The sequence below is a fragment of the Blautia segnis genome, from assembly GCF_014287535.1.
Taxonomy (GTDB): Bacteria; Bacillota; Clostridia; order Lachnospirales; family Lachnospiraceae; genus Blautia_A; species Blautia_A acetigignens.
In genome coordinates this window covers 38,508-58,890 of sequence record NZ_JACOOT010000025.1, presented here as the reverse complement: position 1 = coordinate 58,890, position 20,383 = coordinate 38,508, and the positions used below count along the sequence as shown (strand labels likewise).

The 20,383-nt window shown below is 47.8% G+C and carries 19 protein-coding genes and 1 pseudogene; 16 read left to right on the top strand and 4 right to left on the bottom strand.

Going from position 1 to position 20,383, the window contains the following annotated elements:
• Positions 1-51: 51 nt before the first annotated feature.
• The 7 genes from H8S54_RS11165 to H8S54_RS11135 all read left to right on the top strand — a co-directional run bounded on the left by H8S54_RS11165 (position 52) and on the right by H8S54_RS11135 (position 6,167).
• Positions 52-858 (top strand): transporter substrate-binding domain-containing protein, encoded by an 807-nt coding sequence (locus H8S54_RS11165; RefSeq protein ID WP_117853912.1) that lies wholly within the window; start codon positions 52-54, stop codon positions 856-858.
• Positions 855-1,535, top strand: a complete 681-nt coding sequence (locus tag H8S54_RS11160) for an amino acid ABC transporter permease (protein WP_021925037.1) — start codon at positions 855-857, stop codon at positions 1,533-1,535. Before H8S54_RS11165 ends, H8S54_RS11160 begins: the two co-directional genes overlap by 4 nt.
• A gap of 4 nt (positions 1,536-1,539) precedes the next feature.
• Positions 1,540-2,037: a carboxymuconolactone decarboxylase family protein gene (locus H8S54_RS11155; protein ID WP_021925036.1), complete on the top strand. Its 498-nt coding sequence runs from the start codon at positions 1,540-1,542 to the stop codon at positions 2,035-2,037.
• Between the two features lie 6 nt (positions 2,038-2,043).
• Positions 2,044-2,790: an amino acid ABC transporter ATP-binding protein gene (locus H8S54_RS11150; protein ID WP_021925035.1), complete on the top strand. Its 747-nt coding sequence runs from the start codon at positions 2,044-2,046 to the stop codon at positions 2,788-2,790.
• 611 nt (positions 2,791-3,401) lie between these two features.
• Positions 3,402-4,427 carry an ABC transporter substrate-binding protein gene (locus H8S54_RS11145; protein WP_117853910.1) on the top strand — a complete coding sequence of 342 codons (1,026 nt, stop codon included), beginning with the start codon at positions 3,402-3,404 and terminating at the stop codon, positions 4,425-4,427.
• Between the two features lie 15 nt (positions 4,428-4,442).
• Positions 4,443-5,369 carry an ABC transporter permease gene (locus H8S54_RS11140; protein WP_117853908.1) on the top strand — a complete coding sequence of 309 codons (927 nt, stop codon included), beginning with the start codon at positions 4,443-4,445 and terminating at the stop codon, positions 5,367-5,369.
• Positions 5,370-5,372: 3 nt separating this feature from the next.
• A complete protein-coding gene (locus H8S54_RS11135; RefSeq protein ID WP_021924266.1) occupies positions 5,373-6,167 on the top strand; it encodes an ABC transporter ATP-binding protein in 795 nt (264 codons plus the stop codon).
• Positions 6,168-6,242: 75 nt separating this feature from the next.
• On the opposite strand, the gene H8S54_RS11130 is transcribed toward H8S54_RS11135, so the two are convergent.
• Positions 6,243-7,547, bottom strand: coding sequence for a tRNA(Met) cytidine acetate ligase (locus tag H8S54_RS11130; RefSeq protein ID WP_021924267.1), 1,305 nt, complete (start codon positions 7,545-7,547; stop codon positions 6,243-6,245).
• A gap of 176 nt (positions 7,548-7,723) precedes the next feature.
• Here H8S54_RS11130 and pta point away from each other — a divergent pair, with 176 nt between their 5' ends.
• The 7 genes from pta (at position 7,724) to H8S54_RS18615 (ending at position 16,335) form a co-directional block, all read left to right on the top strand.
• A complete protein-coding gene (gene pta / locus H8S54_RS11125) occupies positions 7,724-8,728 on the top strand; it encodes a phosphate acetyltransferase (protein WP_117853900.1) in 1,005 nt (334 codons plus the stop codon).
• A gap of 85 nt (positions 8,729-8,813) precedes the next feature.
• Complete coding sequence (locus H8S54_RS11120; protein ID WP_117853896.1) at positions 8,814-10,004, top strand: acetate/propionate family kinase; 1,191 nt, start codon at positions 8,814-8,816, stop codon at positions 10,002-10,004.
• A gap of 286 nt (positions 10,005-10,290) precedes the next feature.
• Positions 10,291-10,818 carry a YceD family protein gene (locus H8S54_RS11115; RefSeq protein WP_117853894.1) on the top strand — a complete coding sequence of 176 codons (528 nt, stop codon included), beginning with the start codon at positions 10,291-10,293 and terminating at the stop codon, positions 10,816-10,818.
• Positions 10,819-10,823: 5 nt separating this feature from the next.
• The gene (gene rpmF / locus H8S54_RS11110) at positions 10,824-11,006 is read left to right on the top strand and encodes a 50S ribosomal protein L32 (RefSeq protein ID WP_077610953.1); all 183 of its coding nucleotides are present in this window, start codon (positions 10,824-10,826) and stop codon (positions 11,004-11,006) included.
• Positions 11,007-11,348: 342 nt separating this feature from the next.
• A complete protein-coding gene (locus H8S54_RS11105; RefSeq protein WP_021926697.1) occupies positions 11,349-12,236 on the top strand; it encodes an alpha/beta hydrolase in 888 nt (295 codons plus the stop codon).
• 105 nt (positions 12,237-12,341) lie between these two features.
• The gene (locus H8S54_RS11100; RefSeq protein WP_186901501.1) at positions 12,342-14,429 is read left to right on the top strand and encodes an Ig-like domain-containing protein; all 2,088 of its coding nucleotides are present in this window, start codon (positions 12,342-12,344) and stop codon (positions 14,427-14,429) included.
• Positions 14,407-16,335 (top strand): sensor histidine kinase, encoded by a 1,929-nt coding sequence (locus H8S54_RS18615; RefSeq protein WP_173766287.1) that lies wholly within the window; start codon positions 14,407-14,409, stop codon positions 16,333-16,335. Before H8S54_RS11100 ends, H8S54_RS18615 begins: the two co-directional genes overlap by 23 nt.
• On the opposite strand, the gene H8S54_RS11090 is transcribed toward H8S54_RS18615, so the two are convergent.
• Positions 16,330-17,034 carry a LytR/AlgR family response regulator transcription factor gene (locus tag H8S54_RS11090; protein ID WP_021926701.1) on the bottom strand — a complete coding sequence of 235 codons (705 nt, stop codon included), beginning with the start codon at positions 17,032-17,034 and terminating at the stop codon, positions 16,330-16,332. The genes H8S54_RS18615 and H8S54_RS11090 overlap by 6 nt on opposite strands.
• A gap of 181 nt (positions 17,035-17,215) precedes the next feature.
• Between H8S54_RS11090 and H8S54_RS11085 the strand changes: the two genes are divergently transcribed.
• Positions 17,216-17,857 carry a hypothetical protein gene (locus H8S54_RS11085; protein ID WP_021926702.1) on the top strand — a complete coding sequence of 214 codons (642 nt, stop codon included), beginning with the start codon at positions 17,216-17,218 and terminating at the stop codon, positions 17,855-17,857.
• A 279-nt stretch (positions 17,858-18,136) separates the two neighbouring features.
• Here the strand turns inward: H8S54_RS11085 and H8S54_RS19020 are convergent, their stop codons facing one another.
• The gene (locus tag H8S54_RS19020) at positions 18,137-18,280 is read right to left on the bottom strand and encodes a DUF6783 domain-containing protein (protein WP_317259468.1); all 144 of its coding nucleotides are present in this window, start codon (positions 18,278-18,280) and stop codon (positions 18,137-18,139) included.
• Between H8S54_RS19020 and H8S54_RS19015 the strand changes: the two are divergent.
• Positions 18,218-18,442, top strand: a pseudogene (locus H8S54_RS19015) (DUF6783 domain-containing protein); the annotation flags it as partial. The gene H8S54_RS19020 and the pseudogene H8S54_RS19015 sit on opposite strands and share 63 nt — an antisense overlap.
• On the opposite strand, the gene H8S54_RS11080 reads toward H8S54_RS19015, so the two are convergent.
• Positions 18,364-20,292 carry a glycoside hydrolase family 2 protein gene (locus H8S54_RS11080; RefSeq protein ID WP_021926703.1) on the bottom strand — a complete coding sequence of 643 codons (1,929 nt, stop codon included), beginning with the start codon at positions 20,290-20,292 and terminating at the stop codon, positions 18,364-18,366. The pseudogene H8S54_RS19015 and the gene H8S54_RS11080 sit on opposite strands and share 79 nt — an antisense overlap.
• Positions 20,293-20,383: the final 91 nt, after the last annotated feature.

The following is a 20,383-nucleotide window of genomic DNA, read 5'->3' as shown; positions in this document are numbered from 1 at the left end:
CAAATCACAACGAACAGACAATATTTTATAAATTGAACGAGGAGAATTATTATGAAAACGAAAACATTACATAGACTTTTTACAGCTGTTTTAACAGGAACTCTTCTTTTTGGCGGCACACAGCTTGTATTTGCAAATGAACTGGAGGATATTCAGAATGCAGGTGTGATCAAAGTAGGTGTGGAGGGAACTTATCAGCCATATACATACCACGATGAAGATGGAAATCTCACTGGCTTTGATGTGGATGTAGCAAAGGCAATTGCAGAGAAGCTGGGAGTAGAGGTGGACTTTACCGAAGCTGACTGGGATTCTCTTCTTGCAGGAATTGACAGCGGCCGTATTGATACTGTAATCAATGCTGTAAGTGTTACAGACGAACGAAAAGAAAAATATGATTTCGCAGGCCCCTATTTTTATATCGAGCAGCAGGTTGTGATCAAAAAGGGCAACGATGAGATTAAATCCTGGGATGACCTGAAGGGAAAAAAGGTTGCTACCAATATTACCTCCACTACCGCTGACATTTACAAAGCCGCCGGTGCCGAAGTAGTTGCAATTTCCACCTCGGATGAGGCTGCATCTTTGGTTCTCTCAGGCAGAGCTGATTTTTGCAGCTTTAACGCAAATGTGTTCAGCAGTTATCTGAAAGAACACCCGGATGCAGAGCTGGAAGCCGCTTTTTCCGTCCCAGACTCTGTTGATGAATATGCAGTTCCTGTGAAAAAAGGGGAAACAGAACTTCTGGATGCCATCCAGACAGCGATTGACGAATTAAAAGCGGACGGTACTTTATCCAAGCTTTCAGAAAATTATTTTGACGCCGATTTCACTGAGGCACCGGACAGCGAATCATGAGTGAAAGATTAGCACAGATTCTGATTTCTTCTTTTACCAGAATCCTTATCCCCGGAATTAAAGTTACCATTCCCCTTACCTTAATTTCTTTTGTACTTGGCTGTACCATTGCACTGTTTCTGGCAGTGGTACAGACTGCAAATATCAAAGGACTGAAGCAATTTTCCAGATTCTACATTTGGGTATTCAGAGGAACGCCGCTGATTGTACAGCTGTTTATCATTTTCTTCGGTCTGCCCTCTGTGGGAATTGTGCTGGATGCTTTTCCGTCTGCTGTGATTGCTTTTGCACTGAACCTTGGCGCATACAATGCCGAAATTTTCCGTTCTGCCATCCAGGCTGTACCCCAGGGACAGACAGAAGCCGCGTACATGATAGGTTTGAATTATCCACAGACCATGTTACGTGTTGTAATGCCCCAGGCATTTCGGATTGCATTCCCGCCATTATTCAATTCCCTGATCGGATTAACCAAGGATACCTCCCTTGCTTCCAGCATTACAGTAGTGGAACTTTTTACCACCGCACAGCAGATCGCGGCCAGAACCTATGAACCATTTGCCCTGTACTGCGAAGCAGCAGTCATCTATCTAATGATCTGCACGGTTTTAACCTGGATCCAAAACTATTTTGAGAAAAAACTGGTCTGGAATACACCTGCGCCAGTGAAAGGATGATAATATGTCTTATATTTCAAAAATAAATCCGGAAACCGCCGGAGAAAAAGAAAAGAAAGTAATCGAGGAGCACCTTGCACAGGGCTATAAGCTTACCAACGAGAAGCTTACCCTGCTTCACAATGCAGAGGCGTTCAATGCCATTGAGGCCAGTTCTTATGCTCTGGACCGGGAGCTTCAGAGACTGATCGGCAAGCGGGCAGGCGACTTTTTCGAGTATGCCATCTCGGAGGAAAACGACTGCCTGGTATGCAGCACGTATTTCAGAAAGCTTCTGAAAGAGAACGGAATCGATTTCGATACCTTTGAATTTACGGACAAAGAAAATCTCCTGATTTCATTCGGACGCGCCCTTGCCAGAGACCCGAAAAATGTTCCGGAGGAAATTTATGCCCAGTTAAAAGAGCAGTTCACAGAGGAAGAAATTGTAGTGATCACCGCAATGGGCGTGATGATGATCGCCAATAACTATTTTAATGATATTCTGAAAGTAGAAGCGTGAAAACCTATGCTGGAAGTAAAAAATATTCATAAAAAATTTGGTTCAAATGAGGTCCTGAAAGGTGTGGACTTTAAAGTGGAGAAGGGTTCTGTGATCGCAGTTCTGGGAAACAGCGGCTCAGGAAAAACCACCCTTTTGCGCTGTATCAGTTTCCTTGAGCAGGCAGATCAGGGAGAGATTACCTTTGATGACTTCCAGAAGGACATTACCGCAGTTACCAGGAAGGAAATTAAAGAATTGCGGATGAAAATGGGCTTTGTTTTCCAGGGCTATAATCTTTTTCGCAACAAAACAGCCCTTCAGAATGTGCTGGAAGGCCTTACAGCAGCCCGAAAAATCTCTGTCAAAGCAGCCCAAAAAAGAGCTATGGAAATGCTGGGAAAAGTAGGCATGGAGAATCGTGCCAATTTCTACCCGGATCAGCTCTCCGGCGGTCAGCAGCAGCGCGTGGCCATTGCAAGAGCCATTGCCTATAACCCGGAAGTGGTGCTGTTTGATGAGCCCACATCTGCCCTGGATCCAAGACTCACCGGAGAAGTTCTGGATGTTATGCGGAAACTGGCAGACGAGGGAACCACCATGGTAGTAGTTACTCACGAAATGGAATTTGCCCGGAAAGTGGCGAACTGGGTGGTGTATATGGAAGATGGCGTAATTGTAGAAGAAGCTCCTTCCAAAGAATTTTTCGCCTGCCCGAAGAACCCGAAGACCATGGCATTTCTACACATGACAGATTCAGACTATTCCATTTAAAGGAAGTTAGGGGCAAAAAGCATTTTGACCCTAACTTGATATCCACGAATTGCTCCGCTGCAAAGCAGCTGTTACTGTTCACTCCGTGCCCAGTAACACGCTTCGCGATGCACAGAAATCATGCTTTGCATGATTTCGCGCCGCAATTCTCGATATCTTTAAAATTGCACTTGACATTCTTACAGTACTGTGCTAAAGTATAAACCAGTTAAACCGATGAGAAAGAGTAGTAAACCAGATGTGACATTTGGTCATTGTGAATGGAATGAGTGATGACCTGACAGAGAGCGGAGGATGGTGTGATCTTCGTATGAAGCGGCTGGCGGAATGGACTTTCGAGGGCGGCCCGAAATTTTGAACCAAGAGTAGGCACCGACGGGAACCGAACCCGTTACCAATCAGGAGTGTATGTTTGTACATGAGAAAGTGGACGATTTGTCAATTTGAGTGGCACCGCGATAATAAGAACTTATTACCGTCTCAAAGAACAACGAAAGCGTTGTTCTTGAGGCGGATTTTTATTTATCCCACTCATTCTTTCTCGCAGACAAGATGCGGGGAATCGGCTCAGTAATTCCCCAGCCAATTTTAAGAGAGAGAGGAAAACAACTATGAAAAAAAGAATGATCGCAATCGCAGCAGCAACAATGGCAACTATGATGATGGCAACACCTGTTCTTGCAGATGACTATAAGATCGGTATCTGCAACTACGTAGATGATGCATCCCTGAACCAGATCGTAGACAACTTAGAGAGCCGTCTTGCAGAAATTGGGGAAGAAAAGGGTGTAAACTTCGAGATCTCCTATGACAACTGCAACGCGGATGCCAACGTAATGGAGCAGATCATCTCTGATTTCCAGGCTGACGGCGTAGATCTGATGGTAGGCGTTGCAACTCCGGTAGCTATGCGTATGCAGGCAAGCACAGAAGGAACCGACACTCCGGTTGTATTTTCCGCAGTATCTGACCCGGTTGGAGCAGGACTGGTAGAGTCTCTTGACGCACCTGGTGCAAACCTTACCGGAACAAGCGATTATCTGGATACCGCTTCCATTATGAAGCTGATCGAAGCAGTAAATCCAGACACCAAAAAGATCGGACTTTTATATGATATCGGACAGGATTCCTCCACAGCAGCCATCGAAGCAGCAAAGGCTTACATGGATGAGAACGGAATCGAGTATGTAGAGCGTACCGGAACCACCACAGATGAGGTACAGCTTGCAGCAGATGCGCTTGTTGCAGACGGTGTAGATGCCGTATTTACCCCAACGGACAACACCATCATGACAGCAGAACTTTCCATCTATGAGAAATTCATTGATGCAGGAATCCCGCACTACACAGGAGCTGATTCCTTCGCATTAAACGGAGCTTTCGCAGGATACGGCGTTGACTATGCAAACCTTGGCGCAAAAACAGCTGATATGATCGCTGACATTCTTTTAAACGGTGCAGACCCGGCTACCACTCCTGTAGAGACCTTTGACAACGGTACTGCAACTGTAAATACAGAAACCTGCGAGGCACTTGGCCTTGATTTTGAGACTGTCAAAGCAGCTATGGAACCTCTTTGCACACAGGTAAATGAGATCACCACAGCAGAGAGCTTTGATGAACTGGAAGAAAACTAACCGGAGGAAAAAACTGTGACACTGGCTACTGCACTCTCCTTAGGAGAAACTGCCCTGAAACTGGGACTGATCTGTTCCCTGACTGTCCTTGCATTATTTTTAAGTTATTCCATGCTGAATGTCTGCGACCTTTCTACAGACGGCTGCTTTACCTTAGGCGCCGCTGTAGGAGCCGCCGTGGCAGTCAGCGGACATCCTTTTTTATCCATTATAGCGGCAATGCTTGCTGGAATCTGCTCCGGTTTTGTAACCGGATTCTTTCAGACGAAGATGGGCGTGGACAGTCTGCTTGCGGGAATTATTGTGAATACAGGACTGTATTCCATTAACATTGCGGTGATGGGAGGCTCTTCCCTGATCAATATGAACCGTACAGACACGGTATTTTCCATGATGAAGGATGTTCTGGCAGATACTCCATTGAAAGGAAGAGCAGACATTCTTGTTGCGCTGATCGCAGTAGCAGCAGTGATCGCGTTCCTGGTAGTTTTCCTGAAGACACGGCTTGGTCTTGCAATCCGTGCCACTGGAAACAACGCGGATATGGTGAAGTCGTCCTCCATCAATCCCGTATTTACAACAATCGTGGGACTTTGTATCGCCAACTCCTTTACCGCACTGTCCGGATGCCTGCTTTCCCAGTCACAGAAATCTGTGGATATCAACATCGGTCAGGGAATGGTTACCATCGCACTGGCTTCCCTTCTCATCGGCGGTACCATCCTGGGAAAAGGCGGGATCTTTGTAAGAGCGGTGGGAATGGTTCTTGGTTCCTTTATTTTCCGTCTGGTGTATACCGTTGCACTGAGATTTAACATGCCGGCATTTATGCTGAAGCTGGTATCCTCTGTGATCGTCATTCTGGCTATTTCCGGTCCGTACCTGAAACGGCAGTGGCCGCAGCTGAAACGAAGAATGACACACAAGAAGGGAGGATTTTAAGCCATGCTGAAGCTTTCACATATTTCCAAAACCTTTAATCCGGGTACCGTGAATGAGAAGGTGGCAATCCAGGATCTGTCCCTTCATCTTGAAAAAGGTGATTTTGCAACCATCATCGGTTCCAACGGAGCCGGCAAGTCTACCATGTTTAATGCCATCTGCGGGGATTTTCTCACAGATTCCGGTTCTATCGTGCTGGATGGACAGGACATTACGTTTATGCCCCAGCATGTCAGAGCCAAGAACATTGGGCGCCTTTACCAGGATCCTATGAGAGGAACAGCGCCGGGCATGACCATTGAAGAGAATCTTGCCCTTGCGGCAGGAAAAGGCGGCTGGCTTTCCCGTATTTCCAAAAGTGATAAGGAACGGTTCCGTGAGCAGCTGGCGCTTCTGGATATCGGACTGGAGAACCGCATGAACCATCCGGTGGGACTGCTTTCCGGAGGCCAGAGACAGGCACTTACCCTTCTGATGGCAACTATGAATCCGCCCAAGCTTCTGCTTCTGGATGAGCATACAGCAGCACTTGACCCGGGCACAGCCGAGAAGGTGCTGAACCTGACCAAAAGGATTGTGGAGGAACATCATCTGACCTGTCTGATGATCACCCACAACATGCAGTCTGCCTTAGAGCTTGGCAACCGCATTCTGATGATGGATTCCGGAAATATTGTTCTGGATATCAAGGGAGAAGAGAAGAAAGGACTTACGGTAGAGGGACTTCTTGATAAGTTTAAGGTTGGCGTCGGAAAGAAACTGGACAATGACCGGATTCTTCTTTCTAATGAGAAATAAAGATATAAGATACAAACATCCTGACTGCAGGGAATTTTGAAGCAGCCAGGATGTTTTTTGTATGGATAGAAGTTTTTATAAAATTATAATTTGCTGTTTGTATTCATGCACGTAAGAAGTGCCGTTTTTTTGTGCCAGCATGCTCTCGTAGAGGTTGGAGGCGAAGGTGGTTTCGTCCAATAATGGAAGAGCGGAGGAAGACTGAGAGAGCCTTATACGAACAGGTTCGCGATCCGCCAGAGCAGGCTCATCACTGGCAGCTGCAAGGATCTCCTTCGCATTGGCAAGTTTCGTAAGCAAAGGGATGTGCCCACGCTTTTTGATTTCTCCAAGAAGGGCCGAACTGCTTTTTCGAAAGCCCAGAACCCGGGCGTAGGGAATCTGCTCCGGGGCCTTCTGAATATGAAGAAGCATGTGAAGAAGCGCCCTCTGGATCCTGGTGCGGGTGATATCCCTGGTTTTCAGAAGGTCTGCAAACTGGGAAAAGGTCTCGTACTGATCCTGGCAGGCGAGAATTCTTCTGGCAAGAGAGTGGGACATGTCCAGGTATGTGCACAGGCTCGTTTCATTTTCCTGAAGGAGGCAGTAACGGTACAGGCTGTCCAGGTCATTTTCCAGAAGAAAGGCATTCTTACAAATGGCATCGTAAAACAATTCCTGGCAGGATGCAGGAAGAAAATTACGGGCGAGATCTGCAAGTGAAGCAGTATTGGAAGCTGCCGACTGGATCACCGCATTTCGGATGGCAGAAGCCGATGGGAAGCTGTCTGTGAACAAGGAATTTTCATGATAATCATTTCCTTCACGCTTTATAGCAGTCGGCACAATGGAGCTGTTTTCCCGCAGGATGGCCTTGCAGTATTCAATCCCCAGAATATTGTTGGGAGAGGAAAGCACCTGCTGGTATTTTTCAGACTCATTTCCCGGCAAAACTTCCCCAAGAACCAAGCTCCTGGCTTTGGGAAACGTCATTCCTTCTTTCAGATTCCGTCGAAGAGCACTTTTGAATTCTTCTGGCTCTTCCACAAGAATCCCGGCCAGCTTCATAAGAATCTCCGTGTCCCCGCATTCGCTTCCAAAGCAGAGGGTGTCCACCACCCCAAGTCCATCAAGAAGCTGCACGCCGCTCCTTGCAAAAAGCTCCGCGCTGGCTGTGGCACAGGAAACAGGAAGCTCCAGCACCAGGTCTGCTCCGGCACGTAAGGCCATCTCGGCCCGCACATATTTGGAAAGAAGGGCTGGCGTACCCCTCTGCACAAAATCTCCGCTCATAGCAATGACCACATAGTCTGCGCCAAGCGTACCCTTCACATGATCAATCTGATATTTATGCCCTGTGTGAAAAGGGTTGTATTCCGCAATGATTCCAGCTGTTTTCATGAAATTGCACCTCAAAAAATACGTTGTTCTGCCATATTCTAACATTGAAAAGCTTGAAATACAAGGCCGGGTGGCGTATAATGGGAGTTAGTTACCAGAGGGCTGATTCCTGCTCGAAAGGTTTTGGGAGGATCACCCGGAGGACTACTGTAACGAATGAAAGGAGCCATTTAATCATGGGATTTATTGATGTAATCAAAGAAAGAGCAAAATCCAGCATTAAGACAATCGTACTGCCAGAGACAGAGGACATGAGAACTCTTGAAGCAGCAGACAAAATTTTAAAAGAAGGAATTGCTAAGCTTGTACTTGTAGGTAATGAGGAAGCAGTTAAGAAGAGCGCAGCTGAAGGCGGCTTCGACATTTCCGGTGCACAGATCGTAGATCCTGCAACATCTGAGAAGACTCAGGGATATATTGACAAATTAGTAGAATTAAGACAGAAAAAAGGCATGACACCAGAGCAGGCTAAGGAGATCCTTCTGAACCAGTATCTGTACTACGGTGTTATGATGGTTAAGATGGGCGATGCAGACGGTATGGTATCTGGAGCATGCCATTCCACAGCTGATACTTTAAGACCTTGCCTTCAGATCCTGAAGACCAAACCGGGTACCAAGCTTGTTTCCGCATTCTTCCTGATCATCGTTCCGGACTGCGAGTACGGCGCTAACGGTGCATTCGTATTTGGTGATTCCGGTCTGAACCAGAACCCGAATCCGGAAGAACTTGCAGCAATCGCAGCTTCTTCCGCAGAGTCCTTCAAGCTTCTTGTACAGGAAGAGCCTGTAGTAGCTATGCTTTCCCATTCTACTAAGGGAAGTGCTAAGCACGCAGATGTTGATAAAGTTGTTGAGGCTACCAAGATTGCCAAAGAGCAGAACCCAGACCTTGCACTTGACGGAGAGTTCCAGCTTGATGCAGCTATCGTTCCAAGCGTAGGCGCATCCAAAGCTCCGGGAAGCCCGGTTGCAGGTAAGGCCAATGTCCTGATCTTCCCAGACCTTGATGCAGGAAACATCGGATACAAACTGGCTCAGCGTCTTGCTAAGGCAGAAGCTTACGGACCTATCACACAGGGTATCGCAAAACCTGTAAACGACCTGTCCCGCGGATGCTCCGCTGACGATATCGTTGGTGTTGTTGCAATCACATCCGTACAGTGCCAGGCTCAGGACTAATTAAATATTCATACATAAGGTGTCGGGGAAGGGAGTTCGCTTTCCCCGTTATCTTACATAATCATGTAAACAGGAGAGTAGAAAAATGAATGTATTGGTAATTAACTGCGGTAGTTCTTCTTTAAAATACCAGCTGATCGATTCTGAGACAGAAGCAGTTCTTGCAAAAGGACTTTGCGAGAGAATCGGTATCGACGGAAGACTGGTATACCAGAAGGCCGGAAACGACAAAGAGATCACAGAGGCTTCCATGCCGACTCATAAAGAAGCAATCCAGATGGTTCTGGAAGCTCTTACAAATGACAAGACAGGCGCAATCAAGAGCCTTGATGAGGTTAACGCAATCGGTCACCGTATCGTACACGGCGGTGAGAAATTCGCTTCCTCCGCTATCATCACAGATGAGATGATCAAGACTGTAGAAGAGTGCAACGACCTTGCTCCTCTTCACAACCCTGCAAACCTGATCGGTATCCGCGTATGTGCTGAGCTTATGCCGAATGTACCGCAGGTTGGTGTATTCGATACCGCTTTCCATCAGACAATGCCTGCAAAAGCATATCTGTACGGACTTCCGATCGAGTACTACAAGAACTACAAAGTAAGAAGATACGGCTTCCACGGAACCTCCCACAGCTTCGTATCCAAACGTGCTGTTGAGTTCCTTAGCCTTGACAAAGACAACTCCAAGGTTATCGTTTGCCACCTTGGAAACGGTTCTTCCATCAGTGCAGTACAGAACGGCAAATGCGTAGATACCACAATGGGTCTTACTCCTCTTGAAGGTGTTGTAATGGGAACCCGTTCCGGAAGCATTGATCCGGCTATCGTTGAGTACATTGCAAAGAAAGAGAACCTTGACCTTGCAGGTGTTATGAACGTTCTCAATAAGAAATCCGGTCTTCAGGGAATGTCCGGCGTTTCCAGCGATATGCGTGACCTTCGTGCAGCAGCTGCAGAAGGAAACGAGGACGCTAAAAACGCAATCGAAGTTCTCTGCTACGGCATTGCAAAATACGTTGGCGGCTATGTAGCAGCTATGAACGGTGTTGACGCAATCGTATTTACCGCTGGTATCGGTGAGAACGTTGGCATGATCCGTGAGAAAGTTTGCTCCTATCTTGGATACCTTGGTGTTACAATCGACGCTAAGGCGAACGAGGCTATGGGCGAGGAAGTTGTAATTTCCGGTGCTGATTCCAAGGTTAAGGTTGCAGTGATCCCGACTAACGAGGAGCTTGCAATCTGCCGTGATACAGTGGCACTTGTAAAATAATTCCAGTGCACAGATCACTGCTGCGGTTCTGAAGCAACAGGCTTCTGATAACCGCAGAAATCCTTTTCGGAACATTAGGATCCTGCCGGGGCAATAGATCTCCGGCAGGATTTTGTGTGAAAGAGAGAAATTCACTGCCTTTTATTTTGCCGGCTGCAATGGATTTTCCCGGGTTCTGCTTAAATTTTACAATTTTTTTGAAAATTTATGGCAGATACGGAAAAATTCGAGTTGACAAATAATGACAGGGTATGTATAATTGATTGAGTGTGAATAGGAGACGATTATGCAGATACATTTATCAGACATTTCATCCAGTGAAGGGAAGAGCGTACACTACAGTGCAGCTTTTGAGATGGAGGACATCACCTTCCAGCAGGGAACTTTTCCAGTTCTGGAGAAGAAGCCTGTAGAGCTTACCATTACCAATACCGGAGACAGAGTTCTGGAGCTTGAGGGAAGCGGTCTTGTGACTGTTGGAATCCCGTGTGACAGATGCCTGGATCAGGTAGCGACTGAGATTCCTTTTGAGTTTAAGAGGAAGCTTGACATGAAGCTGACTGATGAAGAACGTGTGAATGATCTGGATGAGAGCAGCTATCTCACCGGCTATGACCTGGATGTGGACCGTTTGGTCTATCTTGAGGTACTGATGAGCTGGCCTTTGAAGGTCTTATGCAAAGAGGACTGCAAAGGGATATGTAGCAGATGCGGGAAGAACCTGAACAATGGTCCCTGCGGATGTACCGAGGAGCCCAAGGATCCCCGTATGGCAGCTATCAGTGATATATTCAGTAAATTTAAGGAGGTGTAACCGAAATGTCCATCTGCCCAAAGAATAAATCTTCCAAAGCAAGACGCGATAAGAGAAGAGCAAACTGGAAAATGAGCGCTCCAAACCTTGTAAAATGCAGCAAATGCGGCGCACTTATGATGCCACACAGAGTTTGCAAGGCTTGCGGAAGCTATAACAAAAAAGAAATCGTTAAAGTTGAAGACTAATAACGAACCATGAAAGGACATCTGAGCTGATCGGGTGTTCTTTTTTTATGCAAAAAAACAGAAGAATTCTTGTTTTTTACGCAGGTTTTTTATATAATATTACAAGGAGATTAGAGCTAAAATGTATTTTGCCCCCCCTGACTTTGATATCTACGAATTGCTCCGCTGCTTTGCAGCTCCCGCAATTCCAGGACATTCGGAATCCGGAGATTTACTACGTAAATCGCTACTTCCTCATGTCCTGCAGGCCCTAAGTTCAAAAGCTTTATCGTGCAAGTACGAACAGCTTTTTGACCTTTTGACCTTGATATCTCAAAATATTACAACCTTGGAGGAACTATCATGTCTGAATTAAGTGATAAGATCAGATCAGAGTTTAAGAAATCAGATGACGAGCGCGATGCGCTTATGAATACCCCGGAGGACGTAGACCGCTGGGATAATATTGTATATGGACACGACGACAGGGAAATACAGAAGCTGGATGTGTACAGACCGAAGCAGGCCCAGGGAGAGGACCTTCCGGTCATCATCAGCGTACATGGCGGCGGCTGGATGTACGGCGACAAGGAGAGATACCAGTACTACTGCATGAGCCTTGCACAGCGCGGCTTCGCAGTAATAAACTTTACATACCGCCTCGCCCCGGAGAACAAGTTCCCGGCAATGTTAGAAGACCTGAATTTGGTGTGCAAATGGGTGATGAAGCGTGCAGGACGCTTCCACTTTGACACAGAGCGTATTTTTGCAGTGGGAGATTCCGCTGGTGCCCACATTCTGGGCCTTTACGCAGGTATCTGCACCAACCCGGCATACGCTGCCAAATATGATTTCACAGTGCCGGAAGGCTTTGCCCTCACAGCCATTGCCCTGAACTGCGGCGTTTACCAGGTTTCTGGGGAGAACGTAGAAGACCTGACCATGCAGATCATGAAAGAGCTTCTTCCACAGGGCGGCACCGAAGAAGAACTGGCACAGATCAGCGTTCTTGACACCATTACAGACGTTTATCCACCTGTATTTTGCATGACAGCAGTTGCGGATTTCCAGAAAGGACAGGCCCCTGCTCTGGTACAGAAGCTGATGGAGAACAATGTGCCATTTGTTTATCGTGTATTTGGAGACAAGGTCAACAAGCTTGGCCATGTTTTCCACTGTGACATCAAGACAATTGACGCTGCACAGTGCAATGACGCAGAATGCGACTTCTTCCGGGAATTCTGCTTCTGATTTTGTGCTGCTTTTCACGGAAACCTGCGGTTCGCCACAGGTTTCTTGTTTTATTTGGAGGAATCCTATATGCTAAAACCAGAACAAATTCAAATGAGGAAATACATGAAAAGAAAAATGACTTTCTGGATTTTTGCCCTTTGTTTCCTGCTGATGCTGTGTCCTCTGACAGGCGCGCAGAAGGTGTGGGCCGGGAACAGCGTGATCACAGATTTTTCCAGAATTTTTTATATACCTGCAGGAGCTGTGTTAAGAGGGGGAAGCCTGGAGGAGCTAAAAGAGACCTATGACTCTATGAGCTGCATGGCCTACACAGAAGACGGCCAGGAGCTGGAACTAAATGTAATCTGGGATTACTCCAAAGTGAATGTGCAGAAGGTGGGGGCATACCAGATCACAGGAACCCTGAAGCTTCCGGAAGGCTATACCAGCGGTATAACTGTTCCCAGCTGGACTGTGGGAATCTCTGTTCAGAATTTTGAGGAGCTGGAGATCCAGGTGTATTCCAGAATGATTTCCGCGGGACTCTATTATTTTCCCTGGATCACAGATCAGGACCCGGATGCTATGGAAATCTGGATGCAGCCGGAAGGCGAGGACTGGATCAACATCAGCGAGGAAGGGTATGGAATGTGTGATACAGACGGCATGTACCTTTCCTGCCAGAGCATGGTGAAAGGAAATACCTACACCCTGACTGTGGTTTATCCCAATGGGAAAACAAGGAATCTGAAGTACTGCTATGCATCAGATGGAACTCTGGATATCATCAGCTACCAGCCCTGGCTTTTGGGAAGCAGCGGCGTGAAGGACACCACCATCCGTTCCTGTGAACCCATAGAAGAGGGAAGCCTGGAGCGTTTGGGGGCCTATGCCCTTCGCAAAGGCCAGAGTACCTATGGACTGAAAAAACAGCTGGAAAAGAGCTTGCATATCCTTGGCAGCACCCAGACGGAATACGAGGACAGCGCGTCCCACCCTTCGGTTGTAATGCCTTCTGTGTGGGATTTTGGCGGGGTAAATACCAATGTTCCAGGTGTTTATAAGGTAACAGGAAGCTTCCAGGCACCAGAGGGATATACGCTGGATCCGGATGCCAAGCTTCCGACAGCATCTGTCTATGTTGCCGTCCAGCGCCCGGATCAGCCGCAGGTGCAGACCTGTGCCATGGCTGGTTCTTCCCACCTGTTTTTCCCCATGATTCTGGATGCCTTTACAGACGATCAGCTAAAGGATTTTCAGCCGGAGTTAAAGTGCAAGGATCAGAAGATCAGCCTGAATCAGGACAGCTGGTACATGACCCGGGAAGGCCTGTATCTGAAAAAGACTAACCTGCAGCTAAACCATGATTACAGCCTGCAGGTAGCATATCCCGGCGGAAGCACTGGTACCTACACCTTCCATTTTGATGAAAATTTCATTACAAATGACCACTGGTATGAGAGAAATTACGCGGACCGTGACGGCAAGGACCTTCCGGACATTGACACAGGCAAAGAGACGGTCACCGATGTGTCCACCGTGATCGTGGGAAACCGTCTGGCCGCCCTTATGAGCGCACAGGTAGAGAAGATTCCTTTTGAAAGCGGAGGCGTGCTGGTTCGTGTCCCTACGAAAGTGGTGAAGGACTGGGAAGTAGGACCGGAGGATGAGGTGAAGGTGGATATTTCCAGGGAAGATGGGGAATTATCCGTAAGCATTTCCAAAAACGGCGAGGAGATCACAGATATTCCAGGTGCTACCGTGGAGATTCCAAAGAGCTCTGGGTCTGGCACCAGAACTGTGCTGACAGATGAAGAGGGAAATTCCTACACGGGAATGGTCAATGAGACCCAGAATGTAGCTGTGATCCCTGTGGATAAAACCGGGGAATATTCCATCAAAGAAGAGCAGTCCCAGGATGCTTCCGAAAACGGGGAAGAAATCGAGAAAGCATTGGATGAAGAGACAGATACAGAGGAAGAAACTGCCGATGATTCTTATGAGACAGCTGAAATCGCAGGAGAAGATGTGGAAGCTGCCCAGAAAACAACCGGGGACAGCAGTCAGGATGATTTGAGAAAACAGCATATAAAAACAACCGCCTTGGTTGCGGGAATTGTAGTTTTGTTAATATTGTTATTGCTTTTGCCTATGAGAAAAAACAGAAGGCTCCGAAAGGGGGACCGGGGTGAAGGAGAAGAGGACAGGTAAGAAAGACAGAAAGCTGCTGTGGGGAACCATCATCATAAGTATGATCCTTTCCCTTATGGTTTTTTATGTATTGTATAACGCGAACAACAAATACATGACAAGAGAAGAAAAGGCCATACACGGAATTCTCTACGCAGACGGTTCCTACGACAGCCTTCCGGTCTACTATCTTTCCAGGGAATGGGAATACTATCCGGATGTGCTGCTTACCCCAGGGGATGACCTGGAAAAGTACTATTTCCGGTATCTTTCCATCGGGGAATACGGCGGAATGGAGTTAGATGACAGAAATGGAAAACCCTATGGAAGCGGAACCTACCGGCTTCGGATCATGCTTCCCTCAGAAGAGCATACTTATGGCCTGTATCTGCCAGAGATATTTTCTGCATATAATCTGTATGTGGACGGCAAGCTGATCGAGCAGGTGGGCAATCCGGACCCGGATCACTATGAAGAGCGGATCCAGCACAGAATGTTTACCTTCAAAGGGCATACCTCTGTAGAGATCATGATCGCAGTGACGGATAAAGATTCCGCGTCTCCGGGAATCCAGTATGTTCCAGCCTTTGGCAATCCTCTGAAGGTCAATACCGTAAGGGGAATCCCGGTATTTCTCAATTCCTCTGTTTTTACCCTGGTTCTTCTGGTGCTGCTCTTCTCCGTATGGGCGTTTTTCAGAACCAGAAGCCGGGCAAATGCACTGTTTGCAGGAGTGTGCGTCTGTGTCCTTGGATACACCTGCTATCCCCTTTTGCATACCTATCTGGCTTTGCGGGTACAGCCCTGGTTCAGTCTGGAAATGCTGTTTTATTATCTCACATTTCCGGCCATGCTGCTTCTGGAGCATGAGATCACAGGCAGGAAATACAAATGGGTGTGGTGGCTGGTTGGCTTTACTGCTGCGGCTGGCATTGGTGCCACAGTTGCCGGGATTTTTGCAGGAGGAATGGAAACGGCAGCATTGTCCTACGGGGTGTCGGCTGTTACAGAGGTTTTGAAATGGTTTACTGCCATATGCCTGGTGGTGATCGCCTTTTTTTACACGGAAGGAACCCGCGGGCTTCCGCTGCTTGCAGGGACAGTGCTCTATGCCTCTTCTCTGGCAGCAGACCGGATCTGGCCCTTATATGATCCCATTATCGGCGGATGGTTCCCGGAATGGGGCGGTACCATTCTGGCTGGCGTGTTTGGGGTAATTTTGTGGCGGGAGCTTACAGACGGCTACCGGATGCGGCTGATCTACGAGGAGCAGTCCAGACAGATGGAGCTGCGCCTGATGATGCAAAAGGAGCACTACGAGAAATTGACTGGTGCGTTGGAGGAAGCAAGCCGGACAAGGCACGATATGCGCCAGTACATCCGTACCGCTTCCATGCTGCTGGAAGAGGAGCATTATGAACAGCTTCGGGAGTATTTCCATCAGTTTGCAAAGGAGAGCAGTGAGAAAATGCAGGCGCCTATGTGCTACTGCAAAAACATGTCCGTGGATGCCATCCTGCACTATTATGCAGGCCAGCTGGAAGATGCAGGAGTAAGCTTTCACCATTCAATTGAAGTTCCCCAAAAGATGAAGATTACAGACCTTGATATCTGCAGGATTTTCGGAAATCTTCTGGAAAATGCGGTGCGAGCGGTGAAAGCGGACAAAGAAACAGAGGAGCCCTATGTAAACTGCATCTGCAGGGTTCGTATGGGAAAGCTTCTCATTGATATTGAAAACAGCTATTCAGGGGAAGTACGAAGAAATGGGGATGTTTTTTATTCCACAAGCCACAGCGGCCAGGGAATCGGGACAGCCTCCGTCAGCAAAACGGCTGAGAAATACGGAGGCTATGCAGATTTCGAAGCATCAGAGGGCGTTTTTCGGGCCAATGTATTTATCCCTCTGGAAAACAGCGGATCATGAGAACAGATAGTTCAGGTATTCTTTCTTGATGGCGTTGGCACCGCGCTTGCGGATCTGCACCACCTCCTGGTTGTCCAGAAGAAAGCTGTCCTCAAGGGTCTTGTGGATGCGGTCCATGTTCACAAGACAGCCCCGGTAGCAGGAAAGAAAGCAGGGAAGATCCTGGATCAGCTCCTCAAATTTCTGAAAGGTAAGATAAGTGCGCAGAACCCCGGCATCCGTGTGAAGCTGGACGGCATTGTGGAAGGTATCTGCATATAATATGGTTTTTACAGGAACACGCACAGGCGTACGGTCACAGATCACTTCGATGTACCGCACGTCCTGTGCGTTTTTGATCTGGATGGTGTCAAGCACCTTCATAAGCTTGGCGGTGTCAAGGGGTTTCAGAAGGTAGTATGCCGCCTGCACGTCATAGCTGGCCACTGCGAAAGCGTCGCTGCTGGTGACAAAGATTAAGGAGCAGGAGTCGCCTGCCTCACGGATGCGCACTGCCACGTCCATGCCGTTATCCTGGTCCATGTAGATATCAAGGAAAATCAGGTCATATTTGCCGGGAGTGTAGGCCTTCCAGAAGGCAGCAGGGGAAGAAAAGCTTTGGATCTGCACCATGATCTGCCGGTCTTCATAATAGTTCTGTGCAGCCCTGCCAAGGGTGTCAAGGTCCTGCTGTACGTCATCGATAATTGCAATGTTCAATGTTATGTATCCTCCATATGAAAAGAAATGCGCTTTCGGATTCCAAATATCACCGAAAGTGTCATCTCGTCCCATGTGTATTGTTTTTTGGAAAAAAATCAGATATAGTGGTCTCAAGGTGGTGAGGTACTTAGAGACCTACATATCATACCACAAAATTCAAAAAAGTGAGGTAGAAAATATGAAAAACTGGAAAAAAGTTATGGCGATGTTATGTACTGCAGCAATGATCACAGGATTCAGCGCACCTGTATGGGCAGAAGCTGATGCAGCAGAAGAGACAGAGGCAGCTGAAGCAACTGAAATCACTGAGCTGACCATCGATATGCTGGAGGAAGCAGCATACGAAGGAACCTGGTTGACCTTTGAACCAGGCTTCGACCTCTATGTACCAAGTAACTGGAATGTTCTGGAAGTTTCCGAGGAAGACCAGGCGGACGGGGTTATGTTCCAGGCACTGGATCCGGAGTCTGAGGATGGCGTCAATCTGGCAGTAACAGCAACAGAGGTAGGAACAGAGTATGATCTGGATTCCATGGCTCAGGAGCTTGATGAGGCAGGCTATATTGATGTTGAGAAGGTTTCCATCAACGGAATCTTTGCAGTGTCCTTTGAGACAGAGTCTACTTATGGAATCGGATTCCTGGATGACACAGGAATCATGTACAACGTTCAGATCGGACCGAAGAGCGAGGAGCTTCAGCCGACCGCAGAGACTCTGTTCATCTCCCTGATCAAGAGCGAAGAGAATACCTACAAGGATGATGCACAGGCAGCAGATGAGACAGCTGACGAAGCAGCAGACGAGGAAGCTGCAAACTAAGAAAAAAGAAGGCATAGCAGAGTAAAGTAAAATGCAATGCCGCGGCTTTGAGTGATACGAGAGGGAACCATGTATAAGCTGCAAATGACCGTGAAATAAGAAAAAAGGGCTGTTATAAAATAGCCTGAAAAAGAAGGACCTGTGGATTATAAAAAGGAATCCAGGGTCTTTCTTTTGTGATGATATGAAAGTCGGCTACCTGGCGCCTATGGGCGCTCCCACAGCGGATGACTGCATTTGTAATCCAGGCTATTGCCCAGACCATATCCAAGAATTCGCTCATGCAAGCCTAGAGCGTGTTTGAAAAATCATTCCCGCAATCTGCACGCCCCACTTTGCGGTATATTTTGCCCGAATTCGGTTGCCGTAGCCCGCTACGGCGCCCTCATCCGGACAAAATCTCCCACAAATTGTGACGCACATCTTGCAGAAAGCCTTTTTCAAACACGCTCTAGAGCGTGTTTGAAAAATCATTCCTGGATGTCGTCTGGGACTTTCATAGTAAATTACTTCAGCGCTTTCTTAATCCGTGCATTCCACTTCTGTACAATCAGCGGATTCATTTTTACTTTCTTACGGTCATAGGTAATCAGTCCGTTTACTTCCTCCTCAATATCAGAGAGCTGCGTATAAATAGCAGCGGAGTAACCCTTTTTCACAGAGGGAACAATGGTATCCTCCATCAAGCGGGCGAATCCGCTGGTAAGCCCGTCGGAGGTGGCGAATTTCTTATAGCCATAGGTATTTTTGCAGGCGCTGTGTTCCGGGATACGAAGGGAATAACCTCCAAATTCCGAGAGTGCCAGTACACGCTTAGACCTGGGAATCGGAAGACCCAGGAAATAATAGTGGAGGCTGTTAATGTCACCGCAGCCCTGGTCAAACCAGCCGCTGGCGGAATCCACCAGACGGGAAGAATCCAGCTTGTGAATCATGTCTGTGACCTGTTTCGTAGAAAACTGTCCCCACCCCTCATTAAATGGAATCCATGTAACAATGGAAGGATGATTGTACAGCGCCCGGATCATGCCCCGGATATCATCCACATATTCCTGCCGTCCGTCCTCATCTGTGCGGGAGAGAAGCTTCGCATGAATGTCCTTCACTGGAATGCGCATCCAGTTCAGTAAGGTAGCAAGGTAGGTGACAAACCAGTGATGGTAGGAGGAACCGCCGTTTGGCATGTCCTGCCAGACCAGCATGCCCATGCGGTCGCAGTGGAAATACCAGCGGTCTGCCTCAATCTTGCCGTGCTTGCGCAGCATGTTAAAGCCAAGATCCTTCATGGCACGGATGTCATAGATCAATGCCTCATCGCTGGGGGCTGTGTAAAGTCCGTCCGGCCAGTAGCCCTGGTCCAGAACCCCGCTCTGGAAATAAGGCTCATGATTCAAGAAAAAGCGGGGATATCTGTCCTCTGCCATCTGAACGTCGCATTTCCTAAGGGCAAAATAGGTAAGAACCCGGTCTTCCCCATATTCAATGGAAACGGGATACAGCCAGGGCTTCTCCGGGGACCAGTGTTTCTGGTATTTGGCAGGAACAGGAATGGAAATTTCTTTCCCCGGTTTCAGGAAGGCTTCGGTGATGGGCTGCTGGCAAAGCTCATCCGTCACGCCGTCCGCATCCAGATAGACCGGCGGATAAATCCGGCAGAGAGCGGAAGCGTGGACCGATCCTTTAGCGTCTTCGCAGGAGTCAGAAGAAGTCTTATCACTATCTGGCTGTACATCATAAGAGGCATTGCCTGTGCCGTAACGATTGTCCGGGCATTCTGTGCGCATCCGGATCTTCACATGCCCATTGTCAAAATCCGGGGTGATCCGCAGATCTCTTATGTAATCCTCTGGCACAATCTCCATCCACACAGTCTGCCAGATTCCGCTCTGTGCGGTATAGAACATGCCGCCTCTTTCCAGCTGCTGTTTGCCTCTTGCGTGGTAGGAGGTGTCGCTGAAGTCGCGGACGCTGATCAGAATGGAAATAACCAGGTTCTCCCCTACAAAATCCGTAATATCCGCGGAGAATGGAAGGTAGCCGCCCTTGTGGTAGGTGACGAACTTACCGTTAATATAAACGCTGCAGATCTGGTCTACCGCTCCGAAATGAAGAAGGAGCCGCTGACACGTTGGATCAAAGCTGCCCTCTGGAAGCTGAATCACCCGGGAATACCACAGGGTTTCATCGGGAAGCAGCTGTCTGTTTACCTGGGACAAAGGTGCTTCCGGGGAAAAGGGAACCAGGATCTGTCCGTCAAATGGAAAATATTCGTTTTCATAAAACTGCCAGGGCAGGATGCGGCTGTCCGTGATCAGATAATCCCACATTCCGTTCAGGTTGATCCAGCGCCCGCGTACCATGCCGGGACGTGGATATTCCTTTAATGTCTGTCCGTCTGCCGCCTGGCTGGTCCAGACTGTATCCAGATTTTTCAAAAATAAGTCCTCCTTCAAGTTTACTGATAATATTTTATACTATCTTTCATTATACACGAATTGCGCGCTTTTGCAATTGAAAAAGAGGGTA

What these genes read in the sequence shown, in the direction of transcription:
- H8S54_RS11165 (WP_117853912.1), top strand. Translation starts at nt 52, where the DNA reads ATGAAAACGAAAACATTACATAGACTTTTTACAGCTGTTTTAACAGGA.
- H8S54_RS11160 (WP_021925037.1), top strand. Translation starts at nt 855, where the DNA reads ATGAGTGAAAGATTAGCACAGATTCTGATTTCTTCTTTTACCAGAATC.
- H8S54_RS11155 (WP_021925036.1), top strand. Translation starts at nt 1,540, where the DNA reads ATGTCTTATATTTCAAAAATAAATCCGGAAACCGCCGGAGAAAAAGAA.
- H8S54_RS11150 (WP_021925035.1), top strand. Translation starts at nt 2,044, where the DNA reads ATGCTGGAAGTAAAAAATATTCATAAAAAATTTGGTTCAAATGAGGTC.
- H8S54_RS11145 (WP_117853910.1), top strand. Translation starts at nt 3,402, where the DNA reads ATGAAAAAAAGAATGATCGCAATCGCAGCAGCAACAATGGCAACTATG.
- H8S54_RS11135 (WP_021924266.1), top strand. Translation starts at nt 5,373, where the DNA reads ATGCTGAAGCTTTCACATATTTCCAAAACCTTTAATCCGGGTACCGTG.
- H8S54_RS11130 (WP_021924267.1), bottom strand. Translation starts at nt 7,547, where the DNA reads ATGAAAACAGCTGGAATCATTGCGGAATACAACCCTTTTCACACAGGG.
- pta (WP_117853900.1), top strand. Translation starts at nt 7,724, where the DNA reads ATGGGATTTATTGATGTAATCAAAGAAAGAGCAAAATCCAGCATTAAG.
- H8S54_RS11120 (WP_117853896.1), top strand. Translation starts at nt 8,814, where the DNA reads ATGAATGTATTGGTAATTAACTGCGGTAGTTCTTCTTTAAAATACCAG.
- H8S54_RS11115 (WP_117853894.1), top strand. Translation starts at nt 10,291, where the DNA reads ATGCAGATACATTTATCAGACATTTCATCCAGTGAAGGGAAGAGCGTA.
- rpmF (WP_077610953.1), top strand. Translation starts at nt 10,824, where the DNA reads ATGTCCATCTGCCCAAAGAATAAATCTTCCAAAGCAAGACGCGATAAG.
- H8S54_RS11105 (WP_021926697.1), top strand. Translation starts at nt 11,349, where the DNA reads ATGTCTGAATTAAGTGATAAGATCAGATCAGAGTTTAAGAAATCAGAT.
- H8S54_RS11100 (WP_186901501.1), top strand. Translation starts at nt 12,342, where the DNA reads ATGAAAAGAAAAATGACTTTCTGGATTTTTGCCCTTTGTTTCCTGCTG.
- H8S54_RS11085 (WP_021926702.1), top strand. Translation starts at nt 17,216, where the DNA reads ATGAAAAACTGGAAAAAAGTTATGGCGATGTTATGTACTGCAGCAATG.
- H8S54_RS19020 (WP_317259468.1), bottom strand. Translation starts at nt 18,280, where the DNA reads ATGTGCGTCACAATTTGTGGGAGATTTTGTCCGGATGAGGGCGCCGTA.